Here is a 24,866-nt window from a genome sequence, read left to right as displayed (position 1 = left end):
CTCACTCCTGACAATAATCAATTAAAAGTTAAAATCCCCAAAATCTACTGATACCTTAACTGGTTGCAGTTCTTGAATTTCTTGTTTAAATGAAATATCTTTTAATAAAATTTCAGGATGATCTACAATTTGTTCAAAAATCTCAACATAACGCTCACATAACTTTTGAACCGTGTCCCTAGTATATAAAGAGGTTGCATATTCCATAGTCAGTTCAATTGTATCTTCCAATTCAACCACTCTTAGCAATAAATCCATTTGTGCGCGCTTAAAGTCGTGATCATATGTCCTTAGTTCTAAACCATCGATAAACATATGATCTGCATCCATATTTTGCATAACAAATGAAACATCGAAAAGTGGGTTCCTATTATACGTGCCCTGAAGTCCTAATTGATTAACCAGGTCCTCATATTGACATTTTTGATGTTCAAACGCTTGTAAGACCTGCTCTTTTACTTCAAATAGGAATTGAGTAAACCTTTGTTCAGCTCTTGGATAGTTCCTTATTCCTAACATGTTTACAAATACTCCTATAATATCTTGTAAATCCGCATGCGGGCGACCAGTAATTGGTGAACCAATAACAACATCCTCTTGGCCAGTATATTTACCTAGCAAAATATTATATACAGAGAGCATTAGCGTATATAATGTAGTTTCTTCTTTTGCTAATAAACGCTTAATTTTCTTGGTAACATTGGAATCAATAGTAAAGGATATTTTACTACCTTTCAGATCTATTATTTCAGGTCTCGTATAATCAGTAGGCATATTCAAGACAGGTACACCATCTTTAAATTGCTCTAGCCAATACTGTTCATGTTTGAGAGCAATTTCTTTTTCTTTTTCACTCTGCTGCCATTCTGAGTAATCCTTATACTGTATTTTTAAGTTTGGTAATTTCTCTCCTGAGTAAAGCGCAAATAGATCTCTAACAAAAATATCATAGGAAACTCCATCGGTTACTATATGATGTAAATCAATAATTAAAATATGTTTTTGTTCTTCCAATCTAATTAATCCTACACGGAAATATGGAGCATTATTAAAATTAAATGGGCGAATAAATTCATTAATTATTTGTTCCACTTCAGATTCAAAGCCCTCAATTTGAGTAATATGGAAATCAGCATGATCATGAATAATTTGTACCGGTTTATCATTTTTCATTTCAATAGTAGTTCTAAATATCTCATGACGCTTAATTAATTGAGTGAACGCCTTTTCTAAACGTTCAATGTTTAATTTTCCATTTAAAAGAATAACGGAAGTATCATTATAAGCTGTACTTTCTGGATACAATCGGTGTAATACATAAAATCTCTTCTGAGCTGAAGAAAGCTGATAATGAGATTTAGGTTCAGCTGGAACAATAACATCAAATTCACTCTTATCTGCCCTTGAAATATAATTTGCTAGTTTCTCAATATTTGATAGAGTAAAGAGTTCTTTAATAGGAACTTCAACATTAAACTCTTTATGAATTTTTGAAACAATAGTAATAGCCTTAAGTGAATCTCCACCTAGTTCCAGAAGATCATCATGAACACCAACTTCTGAAACTTTAAATATATTTCTCCAAATTTTTGAAAGCTTTTCTTCTACCTCATTGCGAGGTGCTACATATTCAGTCAAGAGTTGTGGTCTAGAATGGTATAACGTAGAATCTAATTCTTCTTCCTTCTCATCATTGAAAGAATTTAATAACACCCATTGATCAATACGCGCTTGCAGTTCCCCTGGAGAATGAATCAGTACTTCCCCTTGTTTCCATGACAGTGCTATATTAAAGGCCTGAACTCCCTCTTCAGGTGTCATAGATAATTCATGTACACTTGCACCTATTTGCATATCTTTTTCTTCATCTTCCCAGTATTTCCAGTCACTCCAATTGACACTTATCCAAGGCAGTTTGGAATAACGATTTATATATTGTGCAAAAACATCCATGTATATATTTGAAGCAGCATATGCAACATAACCTAATCCACCTAAGACCGCTGAAATTGAAGACATTAGAACACAAAAATCTAAGTCTTTATTTCGTAAGCACTCTTCTAAATTGAGAAGACCATAAATTTTTGCAGAAAATTGCTCCTCACAGTCCTCTTTTTCAAGTTCCTGAATCAAATTAAAAGTCTTTCCACCGAGAATACCTGCACCATGAATTACACCATTAATCTTTCCAAATTTTTGTTCTGCCTTATGAATTGCTTCGTATAGTTGTGATTGATCTGTAACATCAGCAGCAAGTACATAAACTTTAGATCCCGTTTCTTCTATCTCTAAAACTTTACGAATTCTGTCCGAATACATCGTATTTTCCTTCAAATGCATATCCCACTCATCACGATTTGGCAGACCTGTACGTGTAAGAAGAACTAAGTTGGCTTGTACAGTTTGAGCCAAGTGTTTCGCAAGAATTGTACCAATACCTCCAAGTCCTCCTGTAATAAGGTAAACTCCATTTTTTCGTAAAGGCAGTTTCTCTTTAGCTGGCTGTTCTAGTTGTAAAGGCTCGTAAGTTTGAACAAATCTTTTATTTCCTCGATAAGCAATCATCTTATCATTCGTATTTGAAAGACATTCTTCTACTAATTGATTTATTAACCTACTCTTCCATTCTTTGTTTAGAGGTAAAACAACATCAACACTTGAACAAGAAAGATAAGAATACTCTTGCGGAACAACTAATGACGTTCCAAGTACAGTTGATTTTTCTGGAATTAATTCTTCATCACCAATCACTTGTTGAACACCATTTGTAATGATTCGAATTGAGATTGAATCAGAGATATTCTTGTCTCCTAGTGCCTGAGTTAAGTAGAACATTGAATAGAATCCTAAGTTTTGTTTACAATTTACATATTCAATTGAGGCTTGTCTTTCCTCATTGGTAATTCCCCACATATGAATTATTCTTGTAGGTAAACCACATATTTCTTGTACTTCATCCAATAACTTAACGTAATCTGTACGTTCTTCAGGATTTATAATGAAGCGATCGTTATTCTCCTTATTAAAAGCAAAGCCAGGTTCTACTGTAACTACTCTCTGCCCTTTATTTAATAAGTCCTTAACTAATTCATTACCTAATCCTTCTTGATCTACAAAAACAATCCATGTCTCATTCACATCATGATTTGGTTCAAACAATGTAGAACTTTTCCATTGCGGCGTATAGAACCATTCAGAAATGTTGTTATTCTTACTAATTTTAGATTGCTTACTATTAAGCTTTTGACCTAAATCATACGGATTACCTTGTAATTTATAAGATATTTTATTGAAAGAATACATTGGTAATGGGATACGTCTTCTCTTCTCATCTTTATAAAATTGTTCCCAATCTATAGAAATACCTGTTACCCACATTCGAGTGATGTGACTAAATAAGAAATACATATCTGATACATCTTGTTGAACAGATCGAACCGTATTAAATATTCTTTCATTACCATTTTCATAGTCTAAAAGGCGACTAGTAAGCCTACTAAGGTCATTTCCAGGACCAATCTCTATGAATAGACTTGTATTGTCGCTATTCAACTCTTGAATTCCATTAGAGAATCGAACAGTTCCACGCATATGTTTTACCCAATAAACTGGGTTTGTTGCTTCTTCAGGTCGTATCCAAGTACCAGTCAAGTTTGACAAATAAGGTATTTTAGGTTCTCTAAGTGTCAATGTACTCACATAGGAAGCATACTCGTCCAGAATTGAATCCAGTTCGTGTGAATGTGCTGCTCCTTCTATTGTTACTCGCATACACATTAAACGCTTTTTCTTTAATTCATTTTCAAAATCTACAATTGCTTCTTCTGTCCCAGAAACTATACAAGCTGGACCATTAACTACCGCTAAAGAAATGGTATGTTGATATTCTTTTTCAAAAGAATTAATTAAATGAATTAATTCCTCTTCTGGAAGCGGAACGCTAAGCATTACCCCTGCAGGAAGACTACTCATTAGCTGACCTCTTTTTACAACTAATTTAAATGCATCTTCCAAAGTAAATACTTCTGCTAAACAAGCAGCCACATATTCGCCAAATGAATATCCAATCATTGCTTCAGGTTTAATTCCCCAACCCATTAATAGTTTCGCAACTGAGTATTCAAACGCGAAAAGAATTGGTTGACTAAATTCCATTCTTTTCAATTTTTCCGTTGCCTCATCAATACTGAAAGTAGTTGGGTATAACACTTCTTTCATGTTTACATTCGTAACAGATTGAAGGATTGCAAAGCATTCATCCATAGCTTCACGGAAAATTGCCTCTTGTTCGTATAATTCTAACCCCATGTTTACATATTGCGATCCGTTCCCAGAAAACAGGAAGTTGATTTTAGGATGTTCCTCTTTTACATTTGCATATTGTACTCTTCTTCCGTCTGGCTGGTTTAATTGTTCAATTCCTTCTTGAGTACTGGAACAAACTAAAGCTCTCCTATGCTTGAATTCCTTACGTCCAATTTGCAATGTATAACTAGCGTCTGCCAAATTCACATGAGGATTCTCTTCAAGGTGATTTCCTAAATTCAAAGTCATACGATCCAAAGCATCTTTCGATTTTGCCGAAATCATTAACATCTGGTATGGTCTACTATTTGAGGTTGCTTCAAGCTTTGGTGCCTCCTCCAAAATAATATGTGCATTTGTACCACCAATACCAAATGAACTAACACCTGCACGTAATGGTTTATTATCCTCTTTCCACTCATTTAATTGTTGATTTACATAAAAAGGTGTCTTTTCAAATCCAATTTGCGTGTTTGGTTTTGTAAAATTCACACTTGGTGGAAGAACCTGATCTTTCATCGCAAAGACCGTTTTAATTAGACCAGCAACACCAGACGCTGCATTTAGATGGCCTACATTTGCTTTAACAGATCCAATTGGTACAGATTGTTTTTCATTAGAGTTAAACACTTCACTAAGCGCCTTGATCTCAATGGTATCTCCTAGTTTAGTAGCAGTTCCGTGTGTTTCAATATAGGAAATGGACTCAGGTTCTACATTTGCTTCATGTTGCGCCATTTTAATAACTTCTACTTGGCCCTCTACACTAGGTGCAGTGTAACCAATTTTCCGATTCCCATCATTATTAATCGCCGTTCCTTTTATTACTGCATGTATAGTATCCCCATCATTTATAGCTTCCTGTAAAGGCTTCAGAACAACAATCCCAACACCGTCTCCAAAAAGCATTCCATTTGCATTTTCATCAAAAGGACGACAATGACCATCTGAAGAAAATAGCATTCCTTCTTGGTAGGTATAACCTGCTTTTTCAGGTTGAGTTAATGTAATTCCTCCAGCTATAGCAATATCACAATGCCCCTGTAATAATGCTTGGCATGCATTATGAATAGCCACCAATGATGTTGAACATCCCGTAAAGATATTCATACTTGGTCCTTTTAGGTTAAATTTGTAAGAAATTTGAGTGCTTAGCGAGTCTTTGTCGTTAAGTAATGAAATTAAAAATTGTCCAGCTGGTTCATTTGCCTCTGAAAGAGTAGATAACACTTGCCAATATAAGTTAGGAGATGCCCCACTATATACACCAATTAGGCCCGGGTATGTCTCGATATTATATCCAGCATGTTCAAGGGCAGACCACGCACATTCATGAAATACTCGTAGTTGCGGATCCATTAATGATGCATCTTGAGGTGTATAATCAAAGAATGGAGCATCAAAATTATCAGTTCCCTCTAAATACCCTTTCGCCTTAACATAATTAGGGCTTTTTACTTCCATAGGATTCACACCAGATTCAATTAACTCTTCATCTGTAAAAAATTGAATAGACTCTGTTCCAGACTTTATATTATTCCAGAATTCATTTACATTCTGTGCTCCAGGAAAACGTCCATCTATTCCTATAATTGCAATATCGTTATCTTCTTTCGTTTTTCGATTAAAACGTTTTGTATGTTTAACTTGATTCTTTTGCTTATCTCCACTTAAGTATCTCGCTAAAGAACGAATACTTGGATACTCAAACATAACTCCAATTGAAATCTGTTTTTCTAATCTATTAATTAATCTCTCATGAATTTGAATTATATGAAGTGAAGTTGCACCAAGATCAAAGAAATTTTCATTTACATTTACAGTATCAACACTGTAAAACTCTTTCCAAATCCCTATAATTATTTCCTCTACTTCATCTTGATTTCTGAACTTATCTCCCGTTTTCGTTTGAGTTTCCAATTCAGAAATTCGTTTACGAGAATTCAGATTAATCCATTGATCAAAACGTTTATTTAAATCTCCTGAAGAAATAATTACCTGATTTAAACCACTTAAACCAAGCACACATTGGAATGTTTTTTGTCCTTCCTCAGATGTCATTTCAAGCGCTTCTATACTTTGAGCATTGAATATTTTATTAACCTGTTGAGCTCCCGTATACTGCCAATCTCCCCAATTAATACTGGTCCATCGATTATTAGATGTATTACTGACTTTGTCTGAAAAACTATCTAAGTAAAGGTTTGCTGCTGAATAGGCTACAAAACCTAATCCACCCAAAATAGGTGAAAGTGATGAAACAAGATAACAAAAATCAAGATCATAATTACTCAATAACTTATCAAGAACTAGCACACCATGTACTTTAGGAAGAAATTGCTCTTCACATTCAATCCTACTTATCTTTTCCATTGGACACTGAGCTGATTTAACACGTAAGACACCTGCAGCATGAATTACCCCATTTATGTGACCAAAATTAGCCTCAGCCTGATGAATCACGTTTCTCATTTGCTCTTCATCAGCTACATCTGCAACAGCTGTCATTACTTTTGCTCCCAATGACTCCAACTTCTGAATATGGTTAATACGTTGACATACTTGTTCATTTTCAATCTGTGATTGAAGAATTTGATCCCATTCTTCACGATCAGGAAGAGCTGTTCTACTAACTAATATTAGTTTAGCCTTTACTGTACGCGCCAAATATTCTGCTAATTTAAGGCCTACTCCTCCCATTCCACCAGTAATTAAATAAACCCCTTCCGATCGAATATTTCGAATTTTTGAAGCTGATTCCTTTTCATTTATTACTAGCATTTCACTTACTTTTTCATCAGGTATAGGCTCATAAATTCGAATGTAACGAGTATTATTTCGAATTGCTATTACAGTGTCAATAATGTCCATTTGAATCTCAGAATATAAGTTTGATATTAATGCTTCTTCATTATCAGACAACATAAAATCTACACTACGGCATCTAATATTTGGATACTCTTGCGGAAATACTTTTATAGGAGCTAAAAGAGTAGATTTTTCTGCAATAATAGACTCGTCTCCTACTACCTTTTGCATATTATTCGTCATAACATTTATATTGATAGGATAAAGTAAATTAAATTTACTAATTGTCTTTGCAAGTGATATTAATGAATAGAATCCAGCATCTAAGGTCTCGATACCTAAATCCTTATTATCCACATTCCATAGGTGAACAATCTCCTCTGGTAAACACTCTTGTTTTTGTAGCTCATTAAATAACTGATAATAATCTTCTTGTTTAGTAGGGCATATTGTAAATTCATTTAAACTAATCTTTTTATATGAAGGACCCACACCGACTGTTATAACACGATGTCCATCTCTTTCAAGCTTTTCTTTAAGAGCTAAGCCTATATGCTCATTGTCTAAAAATAACAACCAACTTTTAGTAGATTCTTTAGTTACATCTACAATTTCTTTTTCCATCCAACCTGGATTATAGAACCACTCAGCTATATTAGAACGTTTCTTTATCGATGTTTCTTCACTATTAGTTATATTTTGCTGTTCAGCTGGATCTATCCAATATCGTTTTTTCTCAAAAGGATAAGTTGGTAAGGCAATACGTAATCTATATTCCTCTTCATACAGTTTACTCCAATTAATTTCTACCCCTAACTCCCACGCTTGTCCCAATACCTCTAACAAGTCGTTCTGTAAAATAATCTGATTATTATTAATTTCAGAATTTAATAACTCTCCAATATGTACAATCACAAAATTAGGATCTACATCCTTAACTTGTGTTAGAAGTTCTACTTTTTCTCCATGCGTCCATTCTATCTGTAACTCTATATAGTTCTCAACTAATGGATTCAGGACATCTTCTGGCTTAAGAGATTTATTATAAATATCTGAAACCATTCCAGCTAAGCCTGTACCAATAATGTTAGAAGGACGTACATCACATTCAATTAATACATCAATAATCGATTGCAAGCAGACGAAGAAGGTTAAATCTTCAACCAAGCTATCATCTGTTCCTTTAAAGAATGCTTCTTTCAATGCTTTTCCAGTATACATTTGGGCATCAGTCATATTACGCTCAAATACTTTTAAGAATAATGGTTCCTTTTGGTATAGTTCTTTTACATTCTCAATAATTGATGAGTATTCGCTAGGTAACACAAATACCAAATCTGGATTTTCTTGCGTTTTTACGTGAAAATCTTTAACTGTTTTTAAATTGTCTATGGCGCTATCTATATCCTTACATAAGACCGCTCTTCTATACGGAAATGATCGACGGCCAGTTTGCAATGTGTATGCTACATCTGCTAATTCAACATCTTTATTAGATTCCAGATATTCAACCATATTTACTGTAGCATTATTTAAAGCTTCTTTTGATCTAGCAGAAAGAACCATTAGTTTTTTCTCTCTAGTAGAAGCAGAACTTTTAACTTTAGGGGCTTCTTCTAATACAATATGAACGTTAGTTCCACCATATCCGAAAGCACTCACACCTGCTCGAAGAAGAGCATTATCTTCACTTTGCCAATTCACCAAATCAGTATTGATATAAAATGGGCTATCTATAAAATCAATTTTCGAGTTAGGGCGCTTCACATTTAAAGTTGGCGGGAGTTGTTTATGCCTCATAGATAAAACTGTCTTTATAAGTCCCGTCACCCCTGCAGCTGTATCTAAATGACCTACATTACTCTTAACAGAACCAATTGCACAAAAAGATTTCTTGTCCACATCTTGAAACGCTCTCTTTAGAGCCTCTACTTCGATAGAATCCCCTAATGGCGTTGCCGTCCCATGCGTTTCTATATAACTAATTGTAGAAGGATCAACTTCAGCAAAACTATGTGCTGCTTGAATTACTTCAGCCTGTCCCTCAACACTCGGAGCAGTATAGCCTACTTTTCGACCACCATCATTATTTGCTGCTGATCCCTTAATTACACCATATATCGTATCTCCATCAGCAATCGCATCTTCTAATCTCTTTAGTATTACCATACCTACACCATCACTAAAAACTGCGCCCTGGGCTTCTGCATCAAAAGTACGCACTTTGCCATCAGGTGAACTTGTCATTCCTTCATGGTATTTATAACCATTCTTTTTAGGATACGTTATAGATACTCCACCTGCAGCTGCAATAGAGCATTCTCCAGTTAACAATGATCTACATGCAAGATGAATGCTCAAAAGAGATGTAGAGCAAGCTGTATACAATGTAAAACTCGGTCCCTTAAGTCCCAACTTATAGGATGTAAGCGTTGAAATTGCATCTTTATAGGAAAGAGTACCCGCCTCTGAAAACTCAACCACACTATCACTGTTTAATAATGGCGTGTGCTTCATCCAATTAAAATTAGTAGATGCTCCTACGTATAACCCTATTAATCCTTCATAATCAAATGGATTATAGCCTGCCATCTCTAATGCTTCCCATGTTGTTTCCTGTAACATACGGATCTGAGGATCCATTATTTTCGCTTCTCTAGGTGTATAAGCAAAAAAGGATTCATCAAAATATTCTACTTCCTCCAAATACCCTTTTGCTTTCACAAAATTAGGATGTTGTAAAACATCTAAATTAACACCTTCTTTAATTAACTCGTCTTCAGTAAATGTAGAAATTGAATCAACACCATTTTTTAGGTTATCCCAGAATTGGTTTATTTCATTTGCACCTGGAAATTTACCTGCCATTCCAATAATCGCTATTTCCAAACCAGTTTTACTATCATCTTGATGCTTCATTTTCACTTTCCTCCTATTTTGTTTAATTCGGATTTTCTATGCTTTACATACTCTTAGCTACAATATTTAGCGCTAATATTCCTATTTCATAAACTTAAGCAAAAGAAAAAACACATGAAATTACCCATAAAGTAGCTAAAGTGATTTACATACCTGACAGAAAACAAAAAAATTTAATTACAATTTCTATTCCTGGATTTCAATGATATTTTGAGCACTCATTTTTATTCTAAAAACCTAATACTTTGGTAATAATTCTGTTTATTTTACACTTTATGTAGTTAGTAAAATATTCACAAGAAGTTTTCTTTAAGAAATTAATTTGTAGAGTAATAATTTTGTAGGGGTTTTATGTTATGAAATTAAGCATACTTTTTCCAATATCATATAGAAAAAAACAAAAAAGTGACATACAGTGAATATTGAGAAATAAAATTCATTTATTCCATATCTAACCAAAATAGAACGAATTTTCAATTTTAAATTAGATTTTCTTGTATTTATAATTGCATTCTCTATAAATCATCTATGGTGAGCTTTTAAACTTTAAACATAAATGAAGTTATATGCGAAATTTTTTAGTTTAGATGAGGATCTATAAGTGAATTCATTCAAAAGGAATTACATATGCTACAGATTTAATATTCTTTATAAAGTTATATACATAAACTAAATTCCTTGAAACGTTTTAAGAAAATATTGAGGATGAACATCGTTAGTGGAGCGCTTACTACCAAAGGCAAATTTATTTCTAGGATTGCTGACTTACAATTTTGCATTGTACGACTCCTAAGACAGACCAAATAAGTTCATATGCTACAGTACTGTTTACCCTTCCGTTCATGTTGTTGATTTTCCGTTATGTTTTGCTATGCACATACGATATTTTCATCTTATATCCATAACTATTGTCCTGTAGACGCTTTATATTATCTTCAAACCCACTATTTCACTAAACTGTAAAATTAAAACCGTTAAATTTCCGAATAAACTGAAAACTCATGAGAAATTGACAAGAAATCTCAATAAGATCTTTTCAATATATCTTAACTTCAATCTCATGGAATCAGGACTCAAAAATGATGCTATACAGGGGAATATTCTACTAAATAGAATTACTAAAAGAGATATCTATTGAGAACTCAGATGTTAAAGAGAATGCTTTGGATTTTGTTGAAGAAATAGCACAAAATGCGGAACAAGGTGCAGCTGTAAGACCCTCTCTTCTTAGATAAGCACAAGCAGCTTTAACTGATATTAACTCAATAGTGGCTCATGGCTCCCAAGTTGTAGCTAAGATTGGCCAATTCATTAATATAATGATTGGATTTATTTTATAATTTTCGTTTTTTAAATTCTTTTTTATTGTTAAGAATTTAAAAACGGTTCAAGTACAAACATATATAAATTTAAAAGCACCCATGGTGGGTGCTTTTTGCTTTACTATGAAATAAGTATCCAATTTAAAATATCACTTTTTGGGAAAATTCAACTACAACAGTAAAACTATTTTTACATTTTTTTAATATGTAAAACCCGTCATTAAATAACCAAATAAAAATCCAGTGATATTAGTATGTTTGCTTAACATTACTAGGTTCTTTGAGTTTAACATTTTGTATGTTTTGTAAAACTTATTTTTTCTTTGTAATCTTTAAATATGTTCAAAAAGGTGTACCTTTTGAAGTTTGTTTTTTAGGGGAAGTTTTTTGAATAAAGTTATTTCGAAAAAATTGTTAATTTACCACTAAATCAATATCTACAATGTTAGTACTAGTAAATATTATTTTGAATTTTAAACAAACTTAAAATTCAAAATAATATTTATAAATTTCTTAATGTTTACACAATTAATTGAGTACTGTAATGTTTTAGCTAATTGAAAAATATTAAAGACATTGAAAGGGGAAAATTCGCATGTTAAGTAAAAAAGTTGCTTTTTTTAGTCTAGCTACTATAGTTCTTATGAGTGGAACAGCTAATGTAGCATCTGCAATGGAGCAAAGTTCAACTCTCGATTATCCTATTTCTTCTATTGAATCTACAAAAAATACTGATACATTTTTAGATAAATTGATAGATTTTAAAGACAAAGAAAAAGAAGCAAAAAATTATGGAAAGAACCTTCCTAATCATAGAGATAAAATTGTAGTAACACCAAAAGCAAAAGAAGCTTTTAATAACTATGAGCAAAATGGAACAAGGATTAATCAAGCTTTAAGAGAAGGGAAAGTAGATGGATATCCTAAAGAGTATGTAAAAGTAGCAAAAGAATACGCTGCAGAAATGGATAAAGTATTTAAACAAAATACTGCTAGTGTACCAGATACAATTATGGTATATAGATATACAGATGAACAACAGTTTGGAATTGCCCCGGGGACATTTTTTCCCAAAGATCCAAAAAACCCAAAAGAAACTATAGTTAATAAAGAATCAATTGAAAAATTCAAGAAAAAGTTTGAAGGGAAAACTGTTAAAGACAAAGGTTTTACAAGTACGTCACTAGCTATTCTTGATAAATATCTAGGAGAAAAGCCAAAAACAATTCGTATGGATATTGAAGTTCCAAAAGGAACACATGCTGTATATATGGGAAATGAATATGCGGAATTAATATTACCAAGAAATGCTCCATTAAAAATTAAAAAAGTTTCAGGAATTGTTGAAAAAGGAAAACTAATTGTAAAAGTTGATGCAAGTGTGGTAAATAAATAGTTTAATAAAGCTTGAGATGAAGAATTATGAAAAAAGATTTACTGGGAGGTTTGGGCTTCTTCATTAATTGTTCCAATACTAATTAATGGGTATACCCCTCCTGTTTATATTGAAAGTAATTCCTTATAAAAAAGTACCCCTAGATAAATCTAGGGGTACTTTTTTATAAATGAATTTAATAGATTCTTGTAATGGATAGTCTCGCCACATAGCCATCGAGTTAAGAAAAGCAAATACCTTAAAAACGGATATTTTATGCGTTTTGCTTTTTATTGTTTTTTAGTAACATATTTAATTCTTTAGCATCTTTTTTTGTATTTAAATAGGATATAAGCCAAGAAAATGCATATATCAAAATTATACTTTCGAAAAAATCAACAGTTGGAAAGGTTGCTATCCAATGGTTATATATAGATATAAGAAAAATAACTAAAATCATTATGAAAAAATGAATTACTAAAGCAAATACATAGCTTATTCTTTCAACATCAAAAATAAATGTGAAAATACCTGCACAAGCAGAAATTAACAGAACACTTATTATTTCAGTTTTTGTAATAAAGGTGCTATTGTTTCTCGATAGTAAAACTATCATATATATAAATGATCCCGTTCCTAAGCCTTTATATAGTCGTTCTTTTAATTTCAATATTTTTTTCCTTTCGTATTTTTTTATGACTGTAAGGTAATATTCTTTAATTTTGATTGCATATAAAATGTATATAAGATTCCTCCAAAAAATAAACCTACAGACAATCCACTTATAGCAGAATACATTACATTAAATGCAATATCATCATAAGATGATGAAGATACTTCTAAAGTTACATTTAAAAGATATTTCACAAAAAAGTTAATCAAAATAATTATTAATGGCAAATAACATTTCTTTCTAAAAATAACTGTTTCTTGTTTAAAATAAATTTGATATTTTTTATATAACAAATATCCAATTAAAATGCCTGGAAGAATGAAAATAGTATAGCTTATTAAACAATACCCTAGGTGAGAAAATTTATTAATAATTTTCTCCAAACCCCACATCATAAAAATCACAGGAACAAGAAACATTTTAGACAAATTAATCGGTCTTTCTTGAGAAATAGCAATACCTCTTTTTATTAAAATAAATAATAATATCCATACCCATAATGGAGTTCTTATAAGCACTTCTTTAATCATTGTATCTCCTCCTTTGTTTTTATTAATATTTACATTAAAGGAGATATAAAGAAATACTTTTAAACATAAGTGGTAAAAATCAATACATATGTGGTTATTTAGAATACTGTTTTAGCTTATTTTTTAAAGAAGAAACATATTTTCTTGATACAATTAAATTTTCGCCATTTGAAAGCAGTGCTTCTAGATTTCCACTCGTCTTAGCCGAGAATTTATTTAAAAAATGGATATTGACAATTGTAGCCTTTGAAATTCTAATAAAGTTATCTGGAAGTGTATATTGCAATTTATATAAAGGACTTTTTACCTCAAATATATTTTCTTTTGTATAAATAAACACTTTTCTTTCAAGGTATTCCAAATAATAAATAGTTGAACAAGAGATTTTTTCTTGTTCATTTTTGTGGATAGAATTTACTATTAAATAATCATCAGAACTATTCTCTAGTGTGGATACCATATCTTGAATGAAAGATGTAACTTTATGAACGTAAAAAGTACAAGATTCTTCTTTAAGTTTTTCAATGATGTTAATGTTTACTTTCATTTGTTATCCTATGTTCCTTTCTTCAAAATACATTCTATCGTTAGTTTGAAACACAGTTTTATCAAATTCAAAATAGTATTTTATATGAATATTATTAAGAAATCTATCAACATATTTCATTTTTCAACGCACCTTGTTTATAAACATCGTAACATTATTTTTAAAATACAACTTACCATATTACCATCAATTTAAGAAATGTATTCTTCTCTAAAAGGATAAAATTGTGTTGGAAATATAAAACGGAGATATTCCCGTTTTGGGGTATCTCCGTTTTGTTAGCTTGATGGCGATGTTTCCATACCCCTACAATTGACTTATGGGACAACCTCATTTTTCACCTTCTTTTCTAACTAACAAGTCGCGAAATGCGTTTCTTCTGCCATGAAAGTTTATAGTATCCGTATTGCAAAAGTAAACTCACAATAAATGCAGCTGGATATCCAATCCATATTCCTTTTATACCAAAATTTGCATGATAAGAAAGGTAATAAGCAACTGGGACTTCTACAAGCCATATTGATACGACACCGATAACAGTGGGCCATAGTACAGTTCCACTTGCTCGCATTGTCGCACCAATAATTTGAGCATGACCAAAAATTAAGTAACTCCAAAGTGTAATCATCACTAAACTATGTGCAATTTCGATTGTATTTGGGCTCGTTAAGAATAACGCTAGGATTTCTCTTGAAAACAAGTAAATAAGAGTGATTAATATTCCACCAATTATATAGTTCATAACAATTCCAGCGCGAATAACTTTCTGTAATCGATTAAATTGATTCGCACCAATGGATTGTGCAGCGAAAATGGATACTGTAATTCCAAGACTGACTGCCGGCATCTGAACATAACTTGCAACCTGGTTCACAACCCCATATGCAGCAGTCGCATCAGATCCGAAGCGATTCACAAATGCGATTACCGCAATCTCAGATAACGAAATAAGTATCATATTAATACTCGCTGGAATCCCAAGGCGTAATAATAGTTTTAATAAATCCCAATCCATACGAAGATATTTCCGTACTGTCTCATCTAATTGCAGTGGATGATTCTTCTTCTTTAAATAAATAAGCATAACAACAAATGTTACAATGGTTGAGATAACAGAAGCATAAGCGGCCCCATACACATCAAACTTCGGTATTCCTAGCCAGCCAAAAATTAGAATAGGTAATAAAATCATATTTAAAGCTGTACTAACAATTAAGAAATAAAATGGTGTTTTAGAATCTCCTGTACCTCGCATAAATGTTGTATAGGCAAAATATAAGAATAAAACTGGCATAGAAATAAATAAAATACGCGCATAATGCACACTCATATCAATTATATTTTCTGGCGTGCCCATAAGGCGCATAATATTTAGGGCAAATATACTTCCCACCACTGCCAAAATAGCTCCTATTATAAAGGTAAAAGTCAGCGTCGTACCAACGATAGCTTTTAAACGATCTTCATTACGGGCACCAAATGCCTGACCAATTAAAATCGAACTACCTGATCCAATCCCAATTACAAATGATACAAGTAAAAAGAATAATGGGAAAAATGCTGAAATAGCAGCTAAATCATTCACACCAAGCCATCGCCCTACCACTACCATACCAAACAATTGTCCAACTGATTGTAATATATTACTTAAAAGCAAGGGAACTAAAAACATAGACATGGATTTCCATATTGTTTGCCCTTGATTTTGTGATTTTTCACTCTCTTGAATATTATCTAAGGATGATTTCAACTTTCTTTTCTCCTTTTATTAGGGGTACTATGTGATTCTAGGAATTGTACACGAAAGACAAAAAGAGATTTTAAACCCAACTTTATTATTTGTAAAGATTACCCTATATTAAATAATCGACGTTTTATCACCAATTTCAGAATTAAATTTGGGGATAAAATTTAGCTAACCCTTTTTAAAACGCCCTTCTATATGGATACTTCCCATAGCCATCAAGCTATGTTTTCATCATGTTCCTCAAAAGAGAAAAATTGTATATTTTTACTCCAAAGATATCAATTTTTCTCTTTTGAGGAATGTTTCATTTTACTAGCTTGGTGGGCATGTGGCGGTACCCAAAATGTACTTAATTTAGAATCAAACATCAGTTTCATTTAGACTAACCTAACTTGAGTTCCGTCCATAATAAAATATTGAACTATTGTATAATAAGTTAACTTAATAACTAAAAAATAGAATATAAATCAAACGTATTTATTCGTAATTATTCAACTTCTAGTATCTCAAAAATTAAAATGCTTAAAATGAATAAAGTAAAAAGCAAGATATATAAACCTAACTGAATAACAATAAACAACATAAAACTGATAGGTTATTAGATAGAATTTTTATACCAATCACCACATACTCCACAAATTCCTCAGCCACAATTTTTTAGCAAATAAACCCCTTCTTGAAGGAAATGTATTACAGGTACCTTTGACCACAGAAATGAATAGTACTCGTCGATTCATTCCTTTTTTAAAATCATTGAATCATTAACTACTATCCTCGCAATATTTCTGTTTATATCCAAACCAATTCCCACGTTAAAAACGACATAGTTACATGATATGACACATCAAGGACAGTTACCATACACGTGGTGTTCAAGTAGTTGTAGATACTAACTTTATGGATTCTACATCTGCAATGTGATACTAGAGATGCCTTATTTGTTAAAAAACTCCAAAATACGGCTATTTATATATTGAGGATTCTCCATGGACATTAAATGTCCTACATCTTTCACCAATTCTACAGTTAGATTGGGTGATGAATTTTCAGCACATTTGAAAGCTTCTATTGGGTTATACATTACTTCATTCTCTCCTAACATTAACAGCATAGGCGTTTGAATTTTGGCTAACTCTTGATTTGTAAAAATATATGGAAATCCCTGTTCTGTTGGAGTTTCATTTTTCACTGAATTATTCCACATCATTCCTGCTACCAATTGTTCTTGAATAAATGGATGAATAGTGTATCGATTATCAAAAATCCACTCTAAAAATTTCTCGACCCCTTCCCTACTATTCATCATTCCTGAAGCATAGGAAAAAAACAAAGGATAAAAAGGAATATACGTTGCTGCAGGACTCATTATTACGGCCTTATTTACCTTATCTGGAAAAAATGTCAAGAAGTTAACAGTATGCAAAGCACCATATGACAATCCTACAATGTTGGTGCTATTAATTTCTAATGTATGTAATACTTCTTTTAACCATAGTGCGTAACTTAAGCGATCTGTAAAGCCCTTTTTTGGAACACTTTTATTTTTATCTCCTAAAATATCAATACACATTATTCTAAAATGTTTACTCCAGTGTAAAATATTTGAATACCACATTGTCGAACTCATCTTTGCTCCATGGAGTAATACGAGAGGTTGTGCTAATTTATTACCACTTTCAATAATATGAGTCTTCCCTTGAGATGTTTCTACAAAGTAAGATAAAAAACTAGTTGGCCATAATTTTAGACTTTTCTCATAAGATTGTAGATAGTTAGTTTCTTGATATTTTTGTTCTAAAATCTTCATTTTAGTTCCCTCCATATAAATCATTTTCATAGTTCACTTTTAAAGTCACAGTAGTTTTGCTTTACTTAATACCCATTTTAAATTTAAAGGTTTCAATTTCATCGGCTGCCTTGTTATATCCTCCAGCATTTTTTAAAGATTCTCCAATTCTATGGCTATTTTTTATATAAATATCATTCGATAACACATGCATTGCTGTATTACGTAATATTTCCGGAGTAAGCAAATTACGATCTAACTGGACTCCGGCTTCTAATTCTTCTATTCTTTGAGCAACTATAGGCTGATCTCCCATAACTGGAATAACTAGCATAGGAACACCAAAATATAAGCTTTCACTGGAACTATTCATTCCCCCGTGTGTAATAAATAGATCAGTATGTTGTAGAATGTCTAATTGAGGAACGTAATTATATAGCTTAAAATTAGAAGGAATATTATCTAATTGACTAATATCATTTTGTTCCCCTATAGCTAATATGACAGTAACCGAGCTATCTCGAAATGCTTCAAAACATGTGTAATAAAAATCGGGTTGCTGGTTAAATACTGTTCCCATAGAAATAAAAATCAGCTTGTTTCCCTTTGCCTGTTCTAAGGAAAAAGAATCTACATCTTTATGCTGTGCAATAGAGGGCCCGACAAATATATAAGAATCATCAAATTCTTCGACATTTGGTTGATACAATTTTGATGTATATACAATTGTAATATCCCCTGGGCATGTCATCACATTCTGTTTTTCATTAAGAGTAATTCCATAAATATCTTCCCATTTTTTCAAAATACACATGACTTCCTGATATAAAGGGGATTTTTTATTTTCTTCTCCATGATTTTTCATAAGAGTAGAAGCTATCTTTTTAGTAATGGCAAATGTTGTACATGAAGAAATTTTAGGTAATTGTAATACTTCTGCTATGATCCATCCAACAGCGAAATTATTATCATATATAACATAATCGTATTCTTCTTCTTTTACTTCTTCTAAAATTATCTCTATTATTTTATCCATGGATTTTACCATGTGTAATAATAGTTCTTGAGAATCTATTTGCCCACTCATTCTTTTTACCATGTCTATTTGTGATATGAAATTTTCATATGGTCGAAACAAAGCTCCTGTATTCTCTATTTTACTTCTATACTTTTCTACGCAATAGTAAATAACTTCCTCGCCTCTTTTTATTAGTTCTTCGACAAGTGCAATTGTCGGATTAATATGTCCTTCTCCTGGAAAATTAAACATTAGAACTTTTGCCATATTATTGTTCCTCCCCTAAAGTTTAAATAACTATTCTATTATTACTAATATCAATCACGTACTGATATTTGAAGTAAAGGTAAAGATTTTCTCCTTTCATTTTAATGAAATCACTTGTGCTATTAAATGGAAAAAACAATTAAGAAACAAAGTAGATATAAAAAATCAAATAATTCCCTCTCTCTATTTCTCTCATGTATAATAAAAAATAACTAAGAGTAGAAAGGGCTGAATTATGCGCAGATATCAATATTTTTAATCTACCCATCACCAATATAATGGAGGTAAAAGTATTGATTACAGAATTATACACACAAAGATTACATTTAAGAAAAACAGAAGAATCCGATTCATTAAGCTTATTTAAAATATGGTCTGATCCAGATGTTACGAAATTCATGAATATTATTAATTTCACTACTGAGGATCAAGCAAAAGACATGATTAAATTTCTAAACGAGCTGGCTCAAAGCAATAAAGCGCTCCGATTTACTATTATCGAAGCAAAATCTAATCAAATCATTGGTTCATGTGGTTATAATTTCTTAGATTTCGAAAACTCTAAAACTGAGATTGGTTATGATATTTCAAAAGCATTTTGGGGCAAAGGATATGCACCTGAAGCAATCTCCGCTTTATTAGACTATGCATTTACTAATTTAAAGCTAAACCGCATTGAAGCAAAAGTTGAACCTGAAAATCTAAATTCCATAAGTGTTTTAAAAAAATTAAAATTTACATTAGAAGGAACGCTAAGAAAAAGTGAAAAATCAAATGGAAAATTCATCGATTTAAGTATCTATTCGAAATTAATAACTGATTAATTTCTGTCTCTCCCCCTATACTTCAGTGAAGTATAGGCTCTTTTTATTCCTTAAGAAAATTCAAATTGTAAGTCAATAGAAAATTGATTTCGTTTCTAGTTACTAACCTACAACTCAAAACTGTTTATAAAGGTATACTTTTATAGGCATATCAAATGCTCTCTATATCTTTGAACACGTAATAATAAAAAGCGAACCAAAGGGTGTACCTTTTGAAACGTAATAAAGAGAAGAGTTTGCTATGAACTCTTCTCTTTATAAAAACAATGAATAATTTCTATTATTTAATTTACACTCTTCCCTCATAAAAATTTATTTTTTAAAGAGCATAATTATCTGTGTACTCTTTTCATTTACTATTTTAATAACTATGTTGTTAAACTTCCTCTAACAGCACCCACTTTCACCATTAATATCAAATTAACTTCAGTGCTTTCAGTAAGGCGTGTTCTCTTGACTTAGCATCTTCTTTTGAAAAATGTGCATCTGGAAACATAGAAGACAAATGATGGTACCCAGGGTAGACATGTAATTCCACTAAAACACCATCAAAAATCAGTTGTTTCGCAAATGTTAAGGCTTCGTCTATAAATAAATCAATGGTACCTATATTCATATAAGTCGGTGGTAACCCAGCCAATGACTTTGCACGTGCAGGTACGTAATATTCACTTACTTCCTCCAGACCTAGTTCATGCCCTAATACGGATTTCCAGCCAAAATAATTACTTTGTTTTGTCCAAATAAATTCCCCTGCATAGGGATGCTCTGGTGCAATACTCGTACGGTCATCTAGCATTGGCCTTATTAGTCTTAGATGATGGATTTCAAATTCCTTCTGATCACGAATGTATAGGGCTAATCCAGCTGCCAATCCGCCGCCAGCGCTGCTACCCGCAAGAGCAATTTTCTGCGTATCTATTCCTAATTCCTCCGCATGTTCAATACACCATTTTAGCCCTGAATAGCAATCCTCAAGTTGACTTGGCTGAATATGCTCAGGCGCCAGGCGATAATACACAGATACACAACAAAAACCATGCTGTACGGCCAATGATGCATTGCTTGAACGGTCAACGACTGGGCTTCCTAAAACCATTCCGCCACCATGGATCGAATAAAATAAGGGCATCCTATAATACTTTGATTGGGTTGGTTTAATGATTTCTATTCGAATATCCGGACCACTAAAATAACTTGGCACAATCTTTTCTTCAAATGTGACAGGGAACATCTGTGTTATATCTATTTGTGGCATCATTTGTGATTGATTCTTACGTGATTCCATTAGCGTAGATTGGGTAAGAGCGTTTGTTGGTATTAAATCTACTGCCCTGATAATTTCTGGATCAATCAAATGTCTACTTCTGCTTTTTTGCTCCGCCATAGTAAAAATCCCCTCACTTTCTTGTTATAAACACAAATTAGTATTAAAATTTCATTTTATTTTAATCATGAAACAGGATCTATCCAAACCGTTATAAAATCTTTCTAAGAGATGGAAGTCGGACACTACATGTATTCTCATATCTTTTTTATGTTGCTGACATGTTGTCTATTCATATTTTAACGTACCAAATAACCTCCTTAAATGGAAACAATGATTTAGAATCATTGTTTCCTATTTTTTTATATAAATAAACATCATAACTTTATTTCAAATCTACAAAAGATGTTTAAAAAAGTAGAGAGACATAAAACACTATGTCTCTCTACTAAATACTACTTTCTACAACTAACAAAATATTTTTACTAATTCTTCTGCGCAAATTTTAATGTATCAATGCTGGATATCACGAAAAACCTCCTCCAATTTTTCATCTGCACGGTCTGAGAAAAACATATCTAAGTTAGCTTGAGTAATGGCTGCCATTTCTCCAGCGTATGCAAACATTTTGTCTTCATAGATTTTAATTGCATCATCCAAATTAGAATGATTAATGATGGACAGCGCTAGTTCTGCGCCATCCAGCATGGCCAAATTTGCTCCAGCACCAGCAAAAGGAGACATTAAATGAGCGGCATCACCGATAAGCGTAACTCCCAATCTATTTTCCCATCGGTGATGCACAGGGAGCATATAGATTCTTCTAGGGATTATTTCTCCATTCGCACATAAAATATATTTTTTTAAATCGTCTGACCAATCATCGAAATATTCCAACAATTCTTTTTTAGCCTTCTCTGGTTCATGAAAGGGAATGCCACATTCATCTAAAAAATTGTAATTCGTTCGGAACCCTAAATAGATGCGAATTCTACCGTCACCGTTTACTTGAGCCACAAGTGTTTTATTGTCCCCCATTGCAAACATGGAGCCACTGCCATTAAATTTTAAAATGTCTGGATGCTGGTCAGCGACATTCATTATACTTAATTCAATCATGCTAATACCAGAGTATTTGGCACTGGCCTTGCTTACCAGAGGTCTAATTCGTGAGAAAGCACCATCAGCTGCAATGACAAGATCCACAGTAACTTTTTCTCCATGTTCGAATTGAAGTTCATATTGATGATTTGCCACAGGGACAGCCTGAATTAACTTATAGCCCCATTGAACGGAATTGGGGTGTAGAGAATTTAATAGCAAATTTCTTAGATCCATTCGGTCAATCTCGGGTCTGGAATTTTCCTCTTTATCCTGGAAATCATTCTTATAGCGAAGGTGACCATTCTTATTCATAATCCTTAATTCCTGCCCTTCATAACGGCAAACTTTTTCAAATTCTTTCATCAGTCCAGCCACTCGTAGAGCTTTTTGACCTGTATGAAATTCCAAGTCAAGCGTTCCTCCTTGAGATCGTTCAGTTGACGAAGGTTCACGTTCGTAAATCAAAGGTTCAAATCCTGCTTGCTGCAAAATACGTGCAAGAGTTAATCCACCTGGACCAGCTCCAATAATGGCGATTCTTTTTTTTGAGTTGTACATAATAGTAGCCCCCTTTTGTATTTTATAATAAGCAATGTTCACTTTAGTATCAATACATGGTTTGTTTGTGAATTAATGTAAACTCGATATACTGATACTTTCCTATTGAGATATGGCAAAGGCTCAAAAAATACCCCCTCATACCTGAATTTTTTTATTTAAGGGATTACTTATGCTAATTATCAAAAATACGATTTACCCTAGAAATTTTTGCATCGCAGTATACCGCTTATTTATTTTCCCTTTGTAATACTTCTCCAGATTCTGGTCCTTAAGTTTTTGCATCAGAATCGTCTATCATGAGACAGTATCTTTGATAAACAATAATCTTTTTATGCAATATTGCATAAAAAACACCTGTCAATTTTGCTATAATTTCAAGAGTAAACTGTTGCATCCAACATTTTATAATCTTCTATATTCATTAATATAGAAACCCTAATTAAAGGCGAAAAGGGAAGAATATTGGTGGTTCTTCCCTTTTTGCTTATTTTTTTAACAGTCTAATGTTTTATTCTATAGTCTAAACTATTTTTATTAATGAAACCTATTAAAATTCAAACATACAAACTTGAGTTAGCAAACTAGAGATAAATACTTCATTATTTTTTCTGCTATATTGAAAAGTTCCTACTCTAAATACAATAAGAAAAGCAAAAAGAACTTGTAGGAATCCTACAAGTTCTTTTTGCGGTTACAGCCAATACACAGGACACATAAAATATCTGGTTATTCATATCGGGGAAACTATCTTATATATGGTTTGATTCCATTATACAGCAAAATGCAATTCTTTAAGATTTTATTTTTGAAAATTTTGTGAATTAAAGAAATGAGATGTTATAGCGAGCTATTAATCCCTAAAAATACCACTTATGCATTTTGTATAAAATGTTTTGAATCAATATCTATACCATAATAAATTATAAAAAATGTAAGTATAGGTAAATAGAGAAGAATGTAGGATTCTTACAGAAACATGTATAAAAATATTCAAGATTAATTAACTATAAGAAAATGAGTTTTACGTTATAACTAACTGTAATTCTTGAATATATGTAAATGGAGTATTCTTATTTTTTTATTTATGTGATGAAGAAATTTGGTGTAGGAGAATTAAACAAACGTTTGTTTTAAATATTTTAGTTATGAATCTATATGTGAGATATGGATGATGAGTTACAGTGTTCAATTGTTTGCTTAGTAAATTTCTCAATTATTATATAAATTTTATATAGCAAAGAAAAAAGCGCCCGCTATCGGTGCTTCCTCTAAAAATTTATCGCTACAAGTTCTTCTTAATGCTTTTTCTTCATGAGATGTAATTAATTTTTGAACTTTTCCAATATTCGTAACCACTATTTGTAATTCAATCCACATTTTGTTGATACTATTACAGTTACAGGTGTGTTAAAATTCATTTGAAACATTGCTTTTGGGAATACAATTGCTACTATACTTGCAATTTATTTTCTACAAACTGATTGGGTTTTAACCCAAATTGCGGTTTTATTCCGTAATCCTTAACAAATTGTTAAGGACCTTTTTTTATTTGTCCTTTGGTTGCGAAAAAATAAAGTTTTAAAAGGGGGTCCGCCACATGCCCATCAACTTAAGAAAGGTAAATACCCCCAAAAAGAAAAAATGAGTTGAATTCTCAAAATAACTAATTGAAGAGAAAGAGAATTTTCATTTAGTGTGTACTTCAAAACCTTAGCTTGATGGTGATGTGGTGCTACCCCATCGCTATCAAGCTAAGAAAATACAACGTCAATTATAGTAGAGGTTGTTTTTTTTTTTGTGTAGGGAATTTAAA

At 32.2% G+C, this 24,866-nt stretch carries 11 protein-coding genes; 2 read left to right on the top strand and 9 right to left on the bottom strand.

What is annotated here, in order from left to right; translation table 11 throughout:
- Positions 1 to 21: 21 nt before the first annotated feature.
- On the bottom strand, positions 22 to 10,032 hold the full coding sequence (locus AB6801_RS27550; protein ID WP_370941253.1) for an SDR family NAD(P)-dependent oxidoreductase: 10,011 nt from the start codon (positions 10,030 to 10,032) through the stop codon (positions 22 to 24).
- Between the two features lie 1,917 nt (positions 10,033 to 11,949).
- Here AB6801_RS27550 and AB6801_RS27545 point away from each other — a divergent pair.
- Positions 11,950 to 12,750 (top strand): ADP-ribosyltransferase, encoded by an 801-nt coding sequence (locus AB6801_RS27545; protein WP_000949431.1) that lies wholly within the window; start codon positions 11,950 to 11,952, stop codon positions 12,748 to 12,750.
- A 253-nt stretch (positions 12,751 to 13,003) separates the two neighbouring features.
- On the opposite strand, the gene AB6801_RS27540 is transcribed toward AB6801_RS27545, so the two are convergent.
- The 6 genes from AB6801_RS27540 to AB6801_RS27515 all read right to left on the bottom strand — a co-directional run bounded on the left by AB6801_RS27540 (position 13,004) and on the right by AB6801_RS27515 (position 19,297).
- Positions 13,004 to 13,399, bottom strand: a complete 396-nt coding sequence (locus AB6801_RS27540; RefSeq protein ID WP_000768136.1) for a DUF3021 domain-containing protein — start codon at positions 13,397 to 13,399, stop codon at positions 13,004 to 13,006.
- A gap of 23 nt (positions 13,400 to 13,422) precedes the next feature.
- Positions 13,423 to 13,932, bottom strand: a complete 510-nt coding sequence (locus AB6801_RS27535; RefSeq protein ID WP_098785767.1) for a hypothetical protein — start codon at positions 13,930 to 13,932, stop codon at positions 13,423 to 13,425.
- 94 nt (positions 13,933 to 14,026) lie between these two features.
- Complete coding sequence (locus AB6801_RS27530; protein ID WP_000867348.1) at positions 14,027 to 14,479, bottom strand: LytTR family DNA-binding domain-containing protein; 453 nt, start codon at positions 14,477 to 14,479, stop codon at positions 14,027 to 14,029.
- Between the two features lie 349 nt (positions 14,480 to 14,828).
- Entirely contained in the window at positions 14,829 to 16,229 is a 1,401-nt protein-coding gene (locus tag AB6801_RS27525; RefSeq protein ID WP_000842627.1) for an MATE family efflux transporter, read from the bottom strand.
- Between the two features lie 931 nt (positions 16,230 to 17,160).
- Positions 17,161 to 18,033, bottom strand: a complete 873-nt coding sequence (locus tag AB6801_RS27520; RefSeq protein ID WP_000697151.1) for an alpha/beta fold hydrolase — start codon at positions 18,031 to 18,033, stop codon at positions 17,161 to 17,163.
- Positions 18,034 to 18,094: 61 nt separating this feature from the next.
- Entirely contained in the window at positions 18,095 to 19,297 is a 1,203-nt protein-coding gene (locus AB6801_RS27515; RefSeq protein ID WP_098785766.1) for a macrolide family glycosyltransferase, read from the bottom strand.
- A 293-nt stretch (positions 19,298 to 19,590) separates the two neighbouring features.
- On the opposite strand from AB6801_RS27515, the gene AB6801_RS27510 reads away from it, so the two are divergent.
- A complete protein-coding gene (locus AB6801_RS27510) occupies positions 19,591 to 20,121 on the top strand; it encodes a GNAT family N-acetyltransferase (protein ID WP_000627284.1) in 531 nt (176 codons plus the stop codon).
- Between the two features lie 415 nt (positions 20,122 to 20,536).
- Here AB6801_RS27510 and AB6801_RS27505 read toward each other — a convergent pair whose 3' ends face one another.
- A complete protein-coding gene (locus tag AB6801_RS27505) occupies positions 20,537 to 21,508 on the bottom strand; it encodes an alpha/beta hydrolase fold domain-containing protein (RefSeq protein WP_098785765.1) in 972 nt (323 codons plus the stop codon).
- A 393-nt stretch (positions 21,509 to 21,901) separates the two neighbouring features.
- Positions 21,902 to 23,050, bottom strand: a complete 1,149-nt coding sequence (locus tag AB6801_RS27500; RefSeq protein ID WP_098785764.1) for an FAD-dependent oxidoreductase — start codon at positions 23,048 to 23,050, stop codon at positions 21,902 to 21,904.
- Positions 23,051 to 24,866: the final 1,816 nt, after the last annotated feature.

The sequence above is a fragment of the Bacillus sp. RCC_6_1 genome, from assembly GCF_041360755.1.
GTDB classification, from domain to species: Bacteria; Bacillota; Bacilli; order Bacillales; family Bacillaceae_G; genus Bacillus_A; species Bacillus_A cereus.
Note: the sequence above shows the minus strand (reverse complement) of the source record. Positions and strands in the feature narration are given on the sequence as shown.